Consider the following 17988-nt stretch of genomic DNA (forward strand, 5'->3'; position numbering starts at 1 on the left):
TACGGCTCGTAGATCTGCTGTACGGCTCATAGGGCCGACATACGCCCATAGGGTCGATATAGGGTCGATGTGCGGCTTCGTGGCGTCGAGGCGCGGTCACAGCGCCGTCTGTGGCTCAATGGCGCGGCACCGGCGTACGGCTCGTGGCCGGTGTGCGGCTCGCGCGGCTCACGGCACCCGAGGCACGGCTCGTAGGGCCCACAGCACCCGAAGTGCGGCTCGTACGTCAGTATCAGGCTCGTACGCACGCGTTCGGCTGACATATGGCCCACACACCCAGGGCCCGCACACCCGAGGACCCCGCCCCAGCGGGGTCCTTGATTCTTTTTCCGGGCACGGTCCCGCCGTCGAAATCGTGAAGGAATTCACGATCAAGCTCTTAATTCTTTCGGCGCATTACCACTATCGGGATCATGGTTTTCGCGCGATCATTCGCTGAAGAGTATGTGAAGGCTAATTCCGCTTACCGCGCACTGTTTTGATCAGGATCAGATCCCTACACTCCGTCCACATCTTGAGCTCAGCCCAAGCGTCAAGGAGGACGAATGGCGGGGCTTTCCACCCCTCATCAGCTGGACCATCCCCCAACCTTCATGGCCGCGGTGCTCACCGACGACAACCGGGTCATCGTGATGGTCATCGCGGCCGTCGCGCTGGCCGCGCTCGTCGTCGCCGGTGTGCTGCTGCGACAGGTGCTCGCCGCGGGCGACGGCACCGACAGCATGAAGAAGATCGCGGCGGCCGTGCAGGAAGGCGCGAACGCCTATCTGGCCCGGCAGTTGCGCACCCTCAGCGTATTCGCCGTCGTGGTGTTCTTCCTGCTCATGCTGCTGCCCGCCGACGACTGGAATCAGCGGGCCGGACGATCGGTCTTCTTCTTGATCGGCGCCGCGTTCTCCGCGGCCACCGGGTATATCGGCATGTGGCTCGCCGTGCGCAGCAATGTGCGGGTCGCCGCGGCGGCCCGGGAGGCGACTCCGGCGGAGGGCGAGCCGGAAAAGGATCTCACCGAGGTCTCGCACAAGGCGATGAAGATCGCTTTTCGCACCGGCGGTGTCGTCGGCATGTTCACGGTGGGGCTCGGACTGTTCGGCGCCTCCTGCGTGGTGCTGGTGTACGCGGCCGACGCGCCGAAGGTGCTGGAGGGTTTCGGCCTCGGTGCCGCGCTGATCGCCATGTTCATGAGGGTCGGTGGCGGCATCTTCACCAAGGCCGCCGATGTCGGCGCCGACCTGGTCGGCAAGGTCGAGAAGGGCATCCCGGAGGACGATCCGCGCAATGCCGCGACCATCGCGGACAACGTGGGCGACAACGTCGGCGACTGCGCCGGCATGGCCGCCGACCTCTTCGAGTCGTACGCCGTGACCCTGGTGGCCGCGCTGATCCTCGGCATGGTCGCCTTCGGTGACGCGGGCCTCGCCTTCCCGCTGCTGGTGCCCGCGATCGGCGTCGTCACGGCGATGATCGGGATCTTCGCGGTCGCTCCCCGCCGCAGCGACCGCAGTGGCATGACCGCGATCAACCGGGGTTTCTTCGTCTCCGCGGTGATCTCACTGGTCCTGGTCGCCGTCGCCGTGTACGTCTATCTGCCGTCGTCGTACGCCGACCTCGACGGCGTCACCGACGCGGCCATCGCGGCCAAGAGCGGCGATCCGCGGATCCTCGCCCTGGTCGCGGTCGCGATCGGCATTCTGCTCGCCGCCGTCATCCAGCAGTTGACCGGCTACTTCACCGAGACCAGCCGACGCCCGGTCAAGGACATCGGCAAGAGCTCGCTGACCGGCCCGGCGACCGTCGTCCTGGCCGGAATCTCGGTGGGCCTGGAATCGGCCGTCTACACCGCGCTGCTGATCGGGCTCGGCGTGTACGGGGCCTTTCTGCTCGGCGGTACGTCGATCATGCTGGCGCTGTTCGCCGTCGCCCTGGCGGGCACCGGGCTGCTCACCACGGTCGGTGTGATCGTCGCCATGGACACCTTCGGGCCGGTCTCCGACAACGCCCAGGGCATCGCCGAGATGTCCGGCGACGTCGAGGGCGCGGGCGCGCAGGTGCTCACCAACCTGGACGCCGTCGGCAACACCACCAAGGCGATCACCAAGGGCATCGCCATCGCCACCGCCGTCCTGGCGGCGGCGGCGCTGTTCGGGTCGTACCGGGACGCGATCACGACAGGGGCGCAGGACGTCGGGGAGAAACTCACCGGCGACGGCGCCCCGATGACCCTGATGATGGACATCTCGCAGCCCAACAACCTCGTCGGGCTGATCGCCGGCGCCGCGGTCGTCTTCCTCTTCTCGGGGCTGGCGATCAACGCGGTGTCGCGGTCCGCGGGGGCGGTGGTTTACGAGGTCCGGCGGCAGTTCCGCGAGCATCCCGGGATCATGAACTACACCGAGCAGCCCGAGTACGGAAAAGTCGTGGACATCTGTACGAGGGACGCGCTGCGGGAGCTGGCCACGCCGGGTCTGCTCGCGGTCATGGCGCCGATCTTCATCGGGTTCACGCTCGGCGTGGGTCCGCTCGGCGCGTTTCTGGCGGGCGCGATCGGGGCGGGCACCCTCATGGCGGTGTTCCTCGCCAACTCCGGCGGCGCCTGGGACAACGCCAAGAAACTGGTCGAGGACGGCCACCACGGCGGCAAGGGCAGCGAGGCCCATGCCGCGACCGTGATCGGCGACACGGTCGGCGACCCCTTCAAGGACACCGCGGGTCCCGCGATCAACCCGCTGCTCAAGGTGATGAACCTGGTGGCGCTGCTGATCGCTCCGGCGGTGATCAACTTCTCGTACGGACCCGACGAGAACCTCACGGTACGGATCCTGATCGCCGTGCTCGCGTTCCTGGTGATCGCGGTGGCGGTGTATGTCTCCAAGCGGCGCGGGATCGTCATGGGGGACGACGACGGGGACCCGGACAGCGCGGGGACCTCGGAACCGGCGGATCCGGCGGTGGTGCCTTAGCCGTGCCGTGTCCTTGGGGCGGGCGGAGGGCGTGCGTTGTCGCGCCCTGCGCCCGCCTCCTGCCGTTCGCGCCCCTCTCGTGAGCCTTCTCTCGCCCGTGCGAACAGTGGCAAAAGTGTGCTTAACCGACGTACGCCACGGTTGTGCCGCGCGTGTCCCGTGTATGTTCCGGGGCCGAGAGCCATGGAAGGGACCAAACCGGTGAACAAGAAGCTCGGGGCCGCGCTGTCCGGCGGTGCGGTACTGGTACTGGCGCTGACCGGGTGCAGCGGTGACGACGACAGCAACGAGAAGCTGGACGCCTGGGCCAAGCAGGTGTGCGACGCGGTGCAGCCGCAGGCGAAGAAGATCGAGGCCGCCAATGCCGCGATCCAGAAGGAGACCTCCGACAACAGCACGCCGGACGAGGTCCAGAAGACCGACGCGCAGGCCTTCCAGGACATGTCCGACGCCTACAAGGCGATCGGCACCGCCGTCAGCAAGGCCGGGGCCCCGGACATCGAGAACGGCGACAAGAAGCAGCAGGACGCCGTCGAGGAGCTGAACGGCATCGCCACGTCCTATGCGTCCCTGAAGACACAGGTCGACGAACTCGACACCAAGGACCAGGCCAAGTTCGCCGACGGCCTCAAGGACATCGCCACGGAGCTGGACAAGCTCGGCCAGAGCGGCAACGACGCCCTCAAGACGCTGGAGGAGGGCGAGGTCGGGCAGGCCATGGCGCGGCAGCAGAGCTGCAAGAGTGCTTCCGCGGAGTCCAGTGCTGCGGCTGAGTGAGGCTTTGAGCGCCGGGGTGGGCCTGGGGGGCGTACGCCTGGCGTGAGACGAGGCCGGGCGCTCTCGGGTGGCGCCCGGTCGTCTGTGCCGGGCCGCGCGGGGCAGCGCCGGGCCAGGGCCGCGCGGGGCCGTGTGAGCGCCGCGGTGGGGCTACGGCGCGCGTTGCGGACACAATGGAAGCGTGATTGACGCGAGCCTGCCGACCCTGCCTTCCGCCGATCGTCCCGATGTCGCCGCCCGGCTGCGGGAGGCCCTCCTGAGGGCCGCCTTCACCGCCGACGGGCTGCTCGAACTGCTCGGCGCCCCCGCGTACGCGGCGCTGGCGCGCAGCGAGACCGTGCCCGCGCTCCGGGCGACACGCGGCGACACGCCGCTGGAAACCCTCGTACGGCTGCTCCTGTTGCAGCAACCGGTGCCGCACGCGCGCGTGCGGGGCGTTCTGCCGGTGGCCGACTGTCTGGAGAGCGGCTGGCTGACGGCCGTCGGGGCGGACGAGGTCGCCGCGACCGTCGACGTACGGCCCTACGGCGGGCCGGACGGTGAGGACTGGTTCATCGTGTCCGACCTGGGCTGCGCGGTCGGCGGCGCGGGTGGGATCGGGCGCCGCGCGGAGGGCGTCGTGCTGGGCGTCGGCGGCGCGTCGACGACGCTGGCCGGGATCACCGTCCGTACGCCCGTCTCGGCGGCGCTCGACCTCGGCACCGGCTCCGGCATCCAGGCACTGCACGCCGCGCGGCACGCCACGCGCGTGACGGCGACCGATGTGAACCCGCGCGCGCTGCACATCGCCGCGCTCACCCTCGCGTTGTCCGGCGCTCCGGCCGCGGAACTGCGCGAGGGTTCGCTGTTCGAGCCGCTCAGGAACGGGGAGACGTACGACCTCATCGTGTCCAACCCGCCGTTCGTGATCTCGCCCGGCGCGCGGCTGACGTACCGGGACGGCGGGATGGGCGGGGACGATCTGTGCCGCTCGCTCGTTCAGGGAGCGGGGGAACGGCTGAACAGGGGCGGGTTCGCGCAGTTCCTCGCCAACTGGCAGCACGTGGAAGGGGAGGACTGGCAGGACCGGCTGCGCTCGTGGGTGCCGCGCGGGTGCGACGCCTGGATCGTGCAGCGCGAGGCACAGGACATCACGCAGTACGCCGAACTGTGGCTGCGCGACGCCGGGGACCACCGGGGTGACGTGGCCGAGTACGAGGCGCGGTACGACACCTGGCTGGACGAGTTCGAGGCGCGCAAGGTGAAGTCGGTCGGCTTCGGCTGGATCACCCTGCGCCGGACGGACACGGCCGTGCCGTCGGTGACCGTCGAGGAGTGGCCGCACCCGGTGGAGCAGCCGCTCGGCGACACCGTCGTCGCGCACTTCGACCGGCTCGACTACCTCCGCTCGCGCGACGACGCCGCGCTGCTGGAGGAGCGGTTCCGGCTGGCCGCCGAGGTCGTCCAGGAGCAGGTCGGGCTGCCGGGCGCCGAGGACCCAGAGCATGTCGTGCTGCGGCAGAACCGGGGCATGCGCCGGGCCACCCGCGTGGACACCGTCGGCGCGGGCTTCGCAGGCGTGTGCGACGGCTCCCTGACCGCCGGACGGATCCTCGACGCCATCGCGCAACTGGTCGGCGAGGACCCGGTGTTGCTGCGGGACCGCACGCCCACGCAGATCCGGCTGCTGGTGGAGCAGGGGTTCCTGGAGCCGGCCGGGTAGGGGAGGCTGGGGGGAGGGCGGGTAAGGGGGGAGGAGCCAGGGAGTTCGGGGGGACGTGCGGGCTGATGCGAGGGGCGCGGGCCGGGGTCGTAGGGCCGCCATCGCTGCCCTTGCCGCCGGTTGCTCCGCAATCTGGCCCCGTGCCGCTGGACGCGCCGGAACCTGATCCTGTGGCGCCCCGGATGCCCGAAGCCTTGCTCGTGCTGCCCGTGCTGCCCGAGCCCCGTGCTGCCCGAGCCCCCGTGCTGCCCAGGCGCCCGAGCCGCCGGAGCGCCCGGCATGCGCCACGCGTACGCCCCTTCCGTCCCACTGGTCCCACCCGCCCCTCCCGTGTCGCCCCTGCGTTCACCTCGGGTTCGCCTGGGTGCCGTGCGCGCGTGCCAGTCTTCCGGGGCTGAGTACGCGCGGACGGGACGACAGAGGGGCGCGGCGGGAGATGGAGAGCGGGCCGGCGATCTTCGCGGGAGTGGTCTTCGGACTGTTCGGGGGTGGTCTGCTGCTGTGGACCGCGGTGCGGGTACGACGCCGGGAACCCGTCGCCCTGGGAGTGAGCCCGGGCGCCTCCGCCGTCCTCACCACGCTCGCCTCCGTCGCCGCGCTGGTGATCGCCGCGTGGTGCTTCGCCCGCCTCTGAGGCGTGGGGCTCGGTGGCCGTGTGACGTACGGCTCGTACCACCTTGAATCGAAAGGACGAGCGCCAGGCGGAATCCCGGCCTGGCGCATGTGCGATCCGCGCCCGTCCCGGTCGAGGCCGCGCGGAATCTCGGCCTTAGTACGCGGCTGAAAGTCGCCCGTGACAATGCGCTCCCGCGCGGTGGGGCGTGCCGGGAATCGTGCTCCCGCGCGGTGGGAGCGTCCCGCCAGGCCGGGGCGCGCGGCACCGCCTCGTCGGATCCCGTACGCGCCTGGCGCCGACCGCGTCGCCAGTGGCTTCGCCGCAGGTCCCGGCAGGGACTGCGCCCGGGCTTCCGCCGAGATCCGCTCAGGCGTCCGCCGGCTCCGCTCCGGCGCGTGACCCGGCGCGGCGCGCCACGCCGAGACGCTGGGCTTTTCATGATCGTCGGTAATTGACAGGTCCCGCTCCGGATCGGCCCGTACGGCCTGGTGGGCACTCCGGGCGGCAGGAAAGGCGGTAGTCGGGTTACCGTTCGAGTGGCCGTTGCGGGCTTTTCCCGTTTGACACGGGGGCGGGATGTACCGTCACACTCCGCAGCGTCACCACCACCCGACCCGGGAAGAAGCCCCTGGGGAGGCCCCAGCGTCGACCGGAGAGAAGAGCGAAGTTGTCCCCGACCAGCGAGACCGCGCAGGGCGGTCGCCGACTCGTCATCGTCGAGTCGCCCGCCAAGGCGAAGACGATCAAGGGCTATCTCGGCCCCGGATACGTCGTCGAGGCGAGCGTCGGGCACATCCGCGACCTCCCCAACGGCGCCGCGGAGGTGCCCGAGAAGTACACCGGTGAGGTCCGCCGGCTCGGCGTCGACGTCGAACACGACTTCGCGCCGATCTATGTCGTGAACGCCGACAAACGAGCCCAGGTCAAGAAGCTCAAGGACCTGCTGAAGGACTCCGACGAGCTGTATCTCGCCACCGATGAGGACCGCGAGGGCGAGGCCATCGCATGGCACCTCCAGGAGGTCCTCAAGCCCAAGGTCCCGGTCAAGCGGATGGTCTTCCACGAGATCACCAAGGCCGCGATCCAGGCCGCCGTGGCCAACCCGCGCCAGCTCAACCAGAAGCTGGTCGACGCCCAGGAGACCCGCCGCATCCTCGACCGCCTCTATGGCTACGAGGTCTCCCCGGTGCTGTGGAAGAAGGTCATGCCGCGGCTGTCGGCGGGCCGGGTCCAGTCGGTGGCCACCCGGCTCGTGGTGGAGCGGGAACGCGAGCGGATCGCCTTCCGTTCTGCTGAGTACTGGGACCTGACGGGGACCTTCGCGACCGGCCGCGCGGGGGATTCGTCGGACCCGTCGTCGCTGGTCGCCCGCCTCCAGGCCGTCGACGGCAGGCGAGTCGCGCAGGGCCGTGACTTCGACTCCCTGGGACAACTCAAGAGCGCGAACATCCTCCACCTGGACGAGGCGAGCGCCCGCGCGCTCGCCGCCGCCCTGGAGAACACCCGGTTCTCGGTCCGGTCCGTCGAGTCCAAGCCGTACCGCCGCTCGCCGTACGCCCCGTTCCGGACGACGACGCTCCAGCAGGAGGCCAGCCGCAAGCTCGGCTTCGGCGCGAAGGCGACCATGCAGGTCGCCCAGAAGCTGTACGAGAACGGCTACATCACCTACATGCGTACGGACTCCACGACGCTGAGCGACACCGCCGTGGCCGCCGCCCGCGCGCAGGTCACCCAGCTGTACGGCGCCGACTATCTGCCGGACCGGCCCCGGACGTACGCCGGAAAGGTCAAGAACGCGCAGGAGGCGCACGAGGCGATCCGCCCCTCGGGTGATCGTTTCCGCACGCCGGCCGAGACCGGGCTGACCGGTGACCAGTTCAGGCTCTACGAGCTGATCTGGAAGCGGACCGTCGCCTCCCAGATGAAGGACGCGATCGGCAACAGCGTCACCGTGAAGATCGCCGGTACGGCGGCCGACGGACGGGACGCCGAGTTCAGCGCGTCGGGCAAGACGATCACCTTCCACGGCTTCCTGAAGGCGTACGTCGAGGGTGCCGACGACCCCAACGCCGAGCTGGACGACCGCGAGCGCCGGCTGCCGCAGGTCACCGAGGGTGACCCGCTGGCCGCCGAGGAGATCACGGTCGACGGCCACGCCACCAAGCCGCCCGCGCGGTACACCGAGGCCAGCCTGGTCAAGGAGCTGGAGGAGCGCGAGATCGGCCGCCCGTCGACGTACGCGTCGATCATCGGCACGATCCTGGACCGCGGCTATGTCTTCAAGAAGGGCACGGCACTCGTCCCGTCCTTCCTGTCGTTCGCGGTGGTCAACCTCCTGGAGAAGCACTTCGGGCGGCTCGTGGACTACGACTTCACCGCCAAGATGGAGGACGATCTCGACCGCATCGCGCGCGGTGAGGCGCAGTCGGTGCCGTGGCTGAAGCGGTTCTACTTCGGCGAGGGCACGGGCAACGGCGGCGCCGCCGAGGCCGGCAACGGCGACGGCGACCACCTGGGCGGCCTCAAGGAGCTGGTGACCGACCTGGGCGCGATCGACGCGCGCGAGGTGTCGTCGTTCCCGGTGGGCGACGGCATCGTGCTGCGCGTCGGGCGCTACGGCCCGTACATCGAGCGGGGCGAGAAGGACACCGAGCAGCACCAGCGCGCCGACATCCCGGAGGATCTGGCGCCGGACGAGCTGACCGTGGAGCTGGCCGAGGAACTGCTGGCCAAGCCGAGCGGCGACTTCGAGCTGGGCGCGGACCCGGCGACCGGGCACCAGATCGTCGCCAAGGACGGGCGCTACGGGCCGTACGTCACCGAGGTGCTGCCCGACGGCACGCCGAAGACCGGCAAGAACGCGGTCAAGCCGCGCACGGCGTCGCTGTTCAAGTCGATGGCGCTGGACACGGTGACGCTGGAGGACGCCCTCAAGCTGATGTCGCTGCCGCGCGTCGTCGGCGCGGACGCCGAGGGCCAGGAGATCACCGCGCAGAACGGGCGCTACGGGCCGTATCTGAAGAAGGGCACCGACTCGCGGTCGCTGACCAGCGAGGACCAGCTCTTCACGATCACCCTCGAAGAGGCGCTGGCGATCTACGCCCAGCCCAAGCAGCGGGGCCGCGCGGCGGCCAAGCCGCCGCTCAAGGAACTGGGCGCGGACCCGGTCAGCGGAGCGCCGGTGGTGGTCAAGGACGGCCGCTTCGGGCCGTACGTCACCGACGGCGAGACCAATGCGACGCTCCGCTCCGGCGACAGCGTCGAGACGATCACGTCCGAACGCGGGTTCGAGCTGCTCGCCGAGAAGCGGGCGAAGACGCCCGCCAAGAAGACGGCGAAGAAGGCCGTCGCGAAGAAGGCCCCGGCGAAGAAGGCGACGACGGCCAAGAAGACGGCAGCCAAGACGACGGCAGCCAAGACGACGGCCGCCAAGAAGACCACGGCGAAGAAGACCACCGCCAAGAAGGCGACCACGGCGAAGGCCACGGCCGCGAAGAGGGCGGCGGCTGCGGAGAAGGCGGACTGAGGGGGCCGGCCGGGCGGCGGGCCTGGGGGCTTGGCAGCGGGCTGACGGGCCGGGTTCCGGGGGCTGACAGTCCGGGCGGGGGAGCCCTGGCCTGGCTGTCGGTTCTGGCGAGGCGCTGGGAAGGTGCCTGGGGAGGCGTCGGTGTCGGTGCGCCCCGCGCAGGTACCGGGCCGGCTCGACGGACGAGGCGGCGGCGTGTCGTACCGGGACGGGGGCAGGGTGTCGTATCGCGTGACGTACACGGTCGAGACCAAGGCGACTGCGGACACCATGGCACCGCAGCGGCGCACGCTGCTGGAGCGCGGGCTGGCGAAGCTGGCGCTGGATCCGTACCACAAGGCCAGCTCGCACATCGGCACGCACGAGGACGACCGGAAGGCGCAGGTCGCGCCCGGGCTGCTGATCGAGTACGTGGTCGCGCACGGGCTGCTGGTCGTGGTCGTCATCGAGATCTTCGACGAGGCGTTGATCGTCGGGGATTGAGGAGGCGTTCGTCGCCGGGGGCGGGACCGGGGCCGGGGCGTGGGCGTTCGTTGTCGTGTCGTCGGGGGATGTGGCGGGGCGGAGGGTTCCGGGGCTGGCTGGGCCCGGGCGGATGCCGGGAGGCGTCGGGAGTGCCTGGTGCCTGGGATTGCGGGGGCGCCTGGGATCGGCCGGGTCCGTGAGGTTGCCGAGGGTCTCGGGGGTTCCGGGGGGCCTTGCCGGTTGAAGAGCGTCGGCGGAGGGCGTGCGGGTGTTCGGGTGAGCGCCGTGGAGTGTCGGTGGGTGCCGATAGGCTGAACGCATGACGCGAGCCGACCAGCCGACGGCCCACCAACCGGCCTCCGACGACGCCCTTGTGGCGGACTCCCGTGAGCGCGCGGTGCGCGCGCTGTTGCGCCGACCCCAGCTGAAGCGGCTGTGGAGCGCGCAGCTGGTCGGCGGGATCGGCGACACGCTGGCGCTGCTGGTGCTGGTCGTACTGGCGCTCCAGGCGGCGATCACCGAGGGTTCGTTCGGCGGCGGATACCGGGGCGTGGCTCTCGCGGTCGCGACCGTCTTCGCCGCGCGGATCCTCGCGATACTGCTCTTCGGGGCGGTGCTGCTCGGTCCGCTGTCCTCGCTCACCTCCCAGGACGGTCCGCTGGACCGCCGCTGGACCATGGTCGGCGCGGACGGCCTGCGCGCGGCGCTGCTGATCGTGGCGCCGCTGTGGATCGACTGGACGCCGGACAACGCGCTGGCCGTCCTGCTGGTCACGGCCTTCGTCACCGGCGTCGCCGAGCGCTTCTGGACGGTGAGCCGGGAGAGCGCCGCGCCCGCGCTGCTGCCCGCGCCACCGCCGGAGGGCGCGACGGTACGGCCGCTGCCGGACCACATGGACGCCCTGCGCCGCCTGTCGCTGCGGACGAGCTTCGTGGCGGTCCCGCTGGCCGGTGCCGCGCTGGTCGCCGCCTCGCTGCTGAACAACCTGCTGGGCGCCGGCATCGACTGGTTCGCCCAGCACCAGGCGGCGCTGGCCTCCTATGTGGCCGCCGGGCTGTTCGCCGCGTCGCTGTCGGTGCTGACGTTCCTCGAGGTGCCCGGCACGCGCACACCGCGCGCGCGGTCGCCGCTGGAGGGACTGCGCCGCCCGAAGACCGGCACGGGCGCCGACAAGGGCCGTACGGGCGCGATCTCGCTGCTGGTGGCCGCCTGCGCGTCGGTCGCGGGCGCGGTCGCCGCCGCGGTCGCCGTGTCCGTGCTGCACGCCAAGGACCTGGGCGGCGGGCCGGTGACGTACGGCCTGCTGGTGCTGGCGCTGACCGGCGGCGTCGTGATCGGTGTGCGTACGGCGCCGAAACTGCTGCCCGCCCTGTCGCGGCGGCGCCTGCTGGCGCTGGCGATCGCCTTCACCGGCGTCGCGCTGCTGGCCGCCGGGCTGGTCCCGGACGTCGCCACCGTGCTGCTGATCGTCGCCCTCGCGGGCGTGGGCGCGGGCGTGGCGGCCAACACCGGACACGCGCTGCTGGACCAGGAGACCGAGGAATTCCGCCGCGCGCGCACGACCGAGCACCTGCACGCGGTCGTACGTGTGTCCGTGGCGCTCGGTGCGGTGCTCGCGCCCGTGGTGGCCGCGCTGATCGGGCCGCACCGGCTGGAGAGCGGCAAGTTCGTCTTCGCGCACGGGGGCGCGGCCTTCACGCTGATCCTGGTCGGCGCGCTGCTGCTGCCGGTGGCGGCGCTGGTGCTGGCCAAGCTGGACGACCGCGCGGGCGTGCCGCTGCGGCACGATCTGCGGGACGCGGTGCTGCGGGGCGACGACCCCGCGCAGGCGCCCGCGGCGTCCGGTTTCTTCATCGCGCTGGAGGGCGGCGACGGGGCCGGGAAGTCGACCCAGGCGGAGGCCCTCGCCGAGTGGATCCGGGCCAAGGGACACGAGGTCGTGCTCACGCGCGAGCCCGGGGCGACGCCGGTCGGCAAGCGGCTGCGGTCGATCCTGCTGGACGTGTCGAGCGCGGGGCTGTCGCACCGCGCGGAGGCCCTGCTGTACGCCGCCGACCGCGCGGAGCATGTCGACACGGTCGTCCGGCCCGCGCTGGAGCGCGGCGCGGTGGTCATCACGGACCGCTACATCGACTCGTCGGTGGCCTACCAGGGCGCCGGGCGCGACCTGTCCCCGACCGAGATCGCGCGGATCTCACGCTGGGCGACCGACGGGCTCGTACCGCACCTGACCGTGCTGCTGGATGTCTCGCCGGAGACCGCGCGGGAGCGGTTCACGGAGGCGCCGGACCGGCTGGAGTCGGAGCCGGCGGAGTTCCACACGCGCGTGCGGTCCGGTTTCCTGACGCTGGCCGCCGCCGATCCCGGCCGGTACCTGGTGGTGGACGCCGGGCGGGAGCCGGAGGGGGTCACCACGGTGATCCGGGCCCGGCTCGACCAGATGCTGCCGCTGTCCGAGGCCGAGGTGCGGGCCCAGGAGGAGGCGCGCCGCAAGGCCGAGGAGGAGGCCCGGCGCAAGGCGGAGGAGGAGGCCGCCCGCAAGGCCGAGGAGGAGCGGCTGGAGCGCGAGCGCCAGGAGCTGCTGGAGCGGCTGCGCGCCGAGGAGGCCGAGCGCAAGCAGCGTGAGCTGGAGGAGGCGCAGCGGCGCGAGGCCGAACGGCAGGCGGAGGAGGCCCGGCAGCGTGCCGAGGAGGCCCGCCGCCGTGCCGAGGAGGAGCGGGTCCGGCTGCTCGCCGAGGAGAAGGCCCGCGCCGAGGAGGAGGCGCGCCGCAAGGCCGAGGAGGACCGCCGCCGCAAGCAGGCCGAGGAAGAGGCCCGCCTGCGCGCGGAGGCCGAGGCCCTGCGCCTGGAGAAGCAGCAGAAGGCCGAGGCGGCGCTGCTGCGGGCCGAGCAGGCTCGCCGGGCGGCGGAGGAGGCCGCGGCGGCGGCAGCGGCGGGGCCGCGTCGGCCGAGCCCGCCCGTGCGGGGGCCGGAGGCGGCGACTGTGTCTACGCCGGTGGTTTCTGTGCGGGGGGAAGAAGCGGGGGGTGGCCCGGTCGGGGGTGGGTTCAGTGGATCCCGTGGGTCCGGTGAGGACTCTGAGTCTGAGAGTGAAGTGACCGCCGAGCTGCCGCAGCCGCCCGTGCCGGACGGAGCCGTGGATGAGACGGCCGTGCTGCCGCCGGTTCTGTCGGGCGCGGCGGATGAGACGGCTGTGCTGCCGGCGGTGGTTCCTGGTGCCGCAGACGAGACGGCTGTGCTGCCGCCCGTGCGGGAGGACGAGCTTGCGGACCGGGTGCCGCCGGGATACTTCCGGGACGAGGTGCGACGGGACCAGGGACGACAGCAGGACGCGCGGCCGGAGGATGCCAGGGAGCGTACGCGGGAGATGCCGCAGGTCGGGGCCGAGGAGGCGCCTCGGCGTCGGCCGCGGTCGGACTGGGCGGAGGAGACTCCGCTGGACGATCTGCCGACGCTGGCGGACGAACTGCTCGGGCCGCGTGATGACGATGAGTTCGACGAGGAGCAGGGGCGTGGTGGCGGGGCCGGTGGGCGGGGGCGTCGGGGCTGAGGTGCCGCGCTCCTGGGGCGGGACGGGTTGTCCGTGACGCTCGGTGTCCGTGGGGGCCGCTGTCTGCCCGGGCTCGTTGCCCGTCGGGGGTCGTTGTGGTGGCGCGGGCCGTGGTGGCGTCGAGGTCCGTTGTCCGTGGGGGCCCGTTGTCAGTGCCGGGCCGCACAATGGAATCCGTGCGATGAGGCATGGGAGACATGACCGGCGCGGCGTGTGGCGGCGCGGCCGGTGGGACGGAAAGACGGGGTGAGCCATGACCGTGTGGGACGACCTGGTGGGGCAGGAGCGGGTGAGCGCGCAGCTCGCCGCCGCCGCCCGGGACGCCGACGCGCAGGTCACCGCCGTGGCCGCGGCCACGCCCCTGCCGGAGGCGTCGAAGATGACCCACGCCTGGCTGTTCACGGGCCCGCCGGGGGCCGGGCGTGTGCAGATGGCGCGGGCTTTCGCGGCGGCCTTGCAGTGCGTGAGCCCGGACCGGGCGCTCGGGGGCTCGCCGGGCTGTGGTTTCTGCGACGGCTGCCACACGGCGCTGATCGGCACGCACGCGGATGTGTCGACGGTCGCGGCCGTGGGTGCGCAGATCCTGGCCGACGACATGCGCGACACGGTCCGCAAGTCGTTCACATCACCGGCGAACGGGCGCTGGCAGATCATCCTCGTAGAGGACGCCGAGCGGCTGAACGAGAAGTCGGCGAACGCGGTCCTGAAGGCGGTGGAGGAACCGGCGCCGCGTACGGTCTGGCTGCTGTGCGCGCCGTCGCTGGAGGACGTGCTGCCGACGATCCGCTCCCGCTGCCGTCACCTGAATCTGAGTACGCCGTCGGTGGACGCCGTGGCCGACATGCTGGTCCGGCGGGAGGGCGTCGAGCCGGGCGTGGCAGCGGCGGCGGCCCGTGCCACGCAGGGGCATGTCGACCGGGCCCGGCGGCTGGCCACCGACCCGGCCGCGCGCGAGCGCCGGGCCACCGTCCTCAAGCTCCCGCTCCGGATCGACGATGTCGGCGGCTGCCTCAAGGCGGCGCAGGAACTGGTCGACGCGGCGGCCGAGGACGCCAAGCAGCTCGCGGAGGACATGGACGGCAAGGAGACCGAGGAGCTGAAGACGGCGCTGGGCGCGGCCCAGGGCGGACGGCTGCCGCGCGGTACGGCGGGCGTGGTGAAGGAGCTGGAGGACAAGCAGAAGCGCCGCAGAACCCGGACGCAGCGGGACAGCCTGGATGTGGCCCTGACGGACCTGACCAGCTTCTACCGCGATGTGCTGGCCCTCCAGCTGGGCTCGCGCGTGGCGATCGCCAACGTGGATGTGGAGGACGCCCTGGACCGGCTGTCCCGCGCCGGTACGCCCGAGGCGACGCTGCGCCGTATCGAGGCGATCGGCGCGTGCCGGGACGCGCTGGACCGCAATGTGGCGCCGCTGCTGGCGGTGGAGGCGATGACGTTGGCGCTGAGAGCGGGCTGAGAGGCGGCGGAGGCGGGGCCTGGACGGGGCCTGGACGGGGCCGAGTTGCGGGGTGGTGGGCGATGGCGGGCGCCCGCCTTGCCGGGAGGGACGAGGCACCCCATCCCTCCCTCGGAACCCCCCTGGGGATCCCTGGTTCGGACTCCCTCCCTCGGGATCCCTGGCTCGGATCCGGCGCCCGGGATCGCTGCCCCGATCCTCGCCCCGGGACGGCTGTTGCTTCCCCGGCCAAGGGTTGACGCCGTAACCCATCCGTGGCGCATCGCGTGCGTACGGCACTCAGCTCGTCGCGCACAGTTACCCTCGCGGGATGCACACCAGGCACACTCACCGCCGCACTGACCGCACCCACCGCACGTCCCGCGTCGCAGCGACCCTTGTCGCCTCCGCCGCGCTGCTCGTCTCGGCGTGTTCGTCGGGGAGCGCGACGGGGTCGGCGAGCGCGGTGGCGGACGCGGAGCTGGCAGCGTTGCCGCAGGCCACGCCGTCGGCCCTGACGTCGTACTACGGGCAGAAGCCGGACTGGCGCTCGTGCGGTGTCCCCGGTTTCCAGTGCGCGACGATGCGCGCGCCGCTGGACTACGCGCGTCCGGGGGCGGGCGACGTCCGGCTCGCCGTCGCCCGTAAGAAGGCGACGGGACCGGGGACGCGGCTGGGTTCGCTGCTGGTGAACCCGGGCGGGCCGGGTGGTTCGGCGGTCGACTTCTTGCAGTCGTACGCCGGGATCGGCTACCCGGCGGAGGTCCGGGCCCGCTACGACATGGTGGCGGTCGACCCGCGCGGGGTCGCCCGCAGCGAGCCGGTGAAGTGCCTCGACGGCCCCGGGATGGACCGTTACACGCGGACGGATGTGACGCCGGACAGCGAGAAGGAGAGGGATGCGCTGGTCGCGTCGTACCAGAAGTACGCGGAGGGCTGCGGCGCCCAGTCGCCGCGGCTGCTGCGCCATGTCTCCACGGTCGAGGCGGCGCGGGACATGGACCTGCTGCGGGCGGTGCTCGGCGACAAGAAGCTGAACTATGTGGGGGCGTCGTACGGGACGTTCCTCGGGGCGACGTACGCCGGGCTCTTCCCGGGCCGGACGGGGCGGCTGGTGCTGGACGGGGCGATGGACCCGTCCCTGTCCGCGCGGCGGCTGAACCTGGACCAGACGGCGGGCTTCGAGACGGCGTTCCGGGCGTTCGCGAAGGACTGCGCGAGCCGGTCGGGCTGCCCGCTCGGCAAGAAGGGCACGGCCCCCGGCCAGATCGGCCGCAACCTCAAGTCCTTCTTCGGCAAGGTCGACGCCCGCCCGATCCCGACCGGTGACGAGGACGGCCGCCGCCTGACCGAGTCGCTGGCCACGACCGGTGTGATCGCGGCGATGTACGACGAGGGCGCCTGGCCGCAACTGCGTGAGGCGCTGACCTCGGCGATGCGGCACAACGACGGCACCGGTCTGCTGATGCTCTCGGACAGCTACTACGAGCGTGAGCCGGACGGCAACTACACCAACCTGATGTTCGCCAACTCGGCGGTGAACTGCCTGGACCTGCCGCCCGCCTTCGACACCCCTGACCAGGTCCGCGCGGCCCTCCCCGACTTCGAGAAGGCGTCCCCCGTCTTCGGCGAGGGCTTCGCCTGGTCCGCCCTGAACTGCGCGTACTGGCCGGTGGCCGCGACCGGCGAGCCGCATCGCATCGCCGCGAAGGGCGCGGCGCCGATCGTGGTGGTCGGTACCACCCGCGACCCCGCCACGCCGTACCGCTGGGCCCAGTCCCTCTCCCGCCAGCTCTCCTCCGGCCGCCTCCTCACCTACGACGGCGACGGCCACACGGCGTACGGGCGCGGCAGCGCGTGCATCGACCGCGCGATCAACAGCTATCTGCTCCGCGGGGCGGCGCCGAGGGACGGGAAGCGCTGCTCGTAGCAGCCGCTGGTGTGCCCCGCCGGCCCCGGATCCCGGCTTCTGGGACCCGGGATTCTGGCTCCCGGGGCTGGTCCGGAGCACTCCCGGAAACTGTGTAGACTTACCGTCGCTGCTGAGCCCACCATGGTGCGGGCAGCGCGCCGCCTTAGCTCAGATGGCCAGAGCAACGCACTCGTAATGCGTAGGTCTCGGGTTCGAATCCCGAAGGCGGCTCTGAAGAACCTCAGGACTCACTCGCCGTGACCTGGGGTTTTTCGCATTTCCGGGGTGGACGGGGAGGAAGCCGTCCATCTGGTTACCCCGGAGGTGGTGGCCGACGTCATCATGCAGGCGGCTGCCGAGCGGGAGCCGGGCGCTGCCCCGCCCCACGCCGTCCGGCCCCTCCGGGTGGACGACCGGCTCGTGGGTGTTCGCGTCGAGTCGCTGGGACACCTGGTCATGGCCACCGCGCAGGCCGGCAAGTACGTCGGCCTGAACGGGGATGGCCCGGCGGCGGCACACCTGCTGGACCTCGGCACCGAGATCGGTGCCGCTTTGGTGCAGCGAGTTCGGGGGTTCGGGTACGGATGCCGGCGGCGACGCGGGCGTCTTCACGGCCCAGGGTTTCGACGATGGCCGAACCGATGCCCTTGCCGGCACCGGTGACGACGGCAACCTTGTCGGGGGACCCAGGTTCATCGGCATGCGCTCCGGTACCGCAGGTTGGGACGGGCCTGCGGCGGGGGGACGGCTTCGGCGGACAGGCAGGCGTTCTCCGCTGATGGACGGTTACGGATGCCCGGGGGCGGCCCGAGGGTCTTCGGCTCGGTCGGGACCGCGTGGTCGGCTTCGCAGCCGGTAGTCGCGCGCTTCTGCGTCCTCCTCGTCGCCTCATGACCAGGGCGTTGCCTTCTCGCGCCGCGCGAGCCGATGGCCATGCCGGTGTTGAGACGAGCGCTGTCGTTGTCCTCTGGGCGGCGACAGCGGCGAGGTCCCTTGGACTCACGCCATGGGCACATAGGGTGATGGTTCGTGCCTCTGTGTG

The 17988-nt window shown here is 71.8% G+C and carries 10 protein-coding genes and 1 tRNA gene; 10 read left to right on the plus strand and 1 reads right to left on the minus strand.

From position 1 onward, the window contains the following. Positions 1-545: 545 nt before the first annotated feature. The 10 genes from ACFRFC_RS12020 to ACFRFC_RS12065 all read left to right on the plus strand — a co-directional run bounded on the left by ACFRFC_RS12020 (position 546) and on the right by ACFRFC_RS12065 (position 17177). Positions 546-2960: a sodium-translocating pyrophosphatase gene (locus ACFRFC_RS12020; protein ID WP_382680938.1), complete on the plus strand. Its 2415-nt coding sequence runs from the start codon at positions 546-548 to the stop codon at positions 2958-2960. A 183-nt stretch (positions 2961-3143) separates the two neighbouring features. Continuing rightward, positions 3144-3737 (plus strand): small secreted protein, encoded by a 594-nt coding sequence (locus tag ACFRFC_RS12025; protein ID WP_382680939.1) that lies wholly within the window; start codon positions 3144-3146, stop codon positions 3735-3737. 181 nt (positions 3738-3918) lie between these two features. After that, positions 3919-5439, plus strand: a complete 1521-nt coding sequence (locus ACFRFC_RS12030) for a methyltransferase (protein WP_382680940.1) — start codon at positions 3919-3921, stop codon at positions 5437-5439. Between the two features lie 436 nt (positions 5440-5875). Beyond that, positions 5876-6073, plus strand: a complete 198-nt coding sequence (locus tag ACFRFC_RS12035) for a hypothetical protein (RefSeq protein ID WP_382680941.1) — start codon at positions 5876-5878, stop codon at positions 6071-6073. 649 nt (positions 6074-6722) lie between these two features. Then, a complete protein-coding gene (topA, locus tag ACFRFC_RS12040; RefSeq protein WP_382680942.1) occupies positions 6723-9581 on the plus strand; it encodes a type I DNA topoisomerase in 2859 nt (952 codons plus the stop codon). 141 nt (positions 9582-9722) lie between these two features. Next, positions 9723-10064, plus strand: coding sequence for a hypothetical protein (locus ACFRFC_RS12045; protein WP_382680943.1), 342 nt, complete (start codon positions 9723-9725; stop codon positions 10062-10064). A gap of 301 nt (positions 10065-10365) precedes the next feature. Continuing rightward, positions 10366-13596: a dTMP kinase gene (tmk, locus tag ACFRFC_RS12050; protein WP_382680944.1), complete on the plus strand. Its 3231-nt coding sequence runs from the start codon at positions 10366-10368 to the stop codon at positions 13594-13596. Between the two features lie 253 nt (positions 13597-13849). Beyond that, complete coding sequence (locus ACFRFC_RS12055) at positions 13850-15055, plus strand: DNA polymerase III subunit delta' (protein ID WP_382680945.1); 1206 nt, start codon at positions 13850-13852, stop codon at positions 15053-15055. 310 nt (positions 15056-15365) lie between these two features. Next, a complete protein-coding gene (locus ACFRFC_RS12060; protein ID WP_382680946.1) occupies positions 15366-16964 on the plus strand; it encodes an alpha/beta hydrolase in 1599 nt (532 codons plus the stop codon). Positions 16965-17103: 139 nt separating this feature from the next. Continuing rightward, positions 17104-17177 (plus strand) — tRNA-Thr (locus tag ACFRFC_RS12065). Positions 17178-17400: 223 nt separating this feature from the next. Here ACFRFC_RS12065 and ACFRFC_RS12070 read toward each other — a convergent pair. After that, positions 17401-17838: an SDR family NAD(P)-dependent oxidoreductase gene (locus ACFRFC_RS12070; RefSeq protein ID WP_382680947.1), complete on the minus strand. Its 438-nt coding sequence runs from the start codon at positions 17836-17838 to the stop codon at positions 17401-17403. Positions 17839-17988: the final 150 nt, after the last annotated feature.

Source organism: Streptomyces sp. NPDC056734 (assembly GCF_042790455.1).
Lineage (GTDB): Bacteria > Actinomycetota > Actinomycetes > Streptomycetales > Streptomycetaceae > Streptomyces.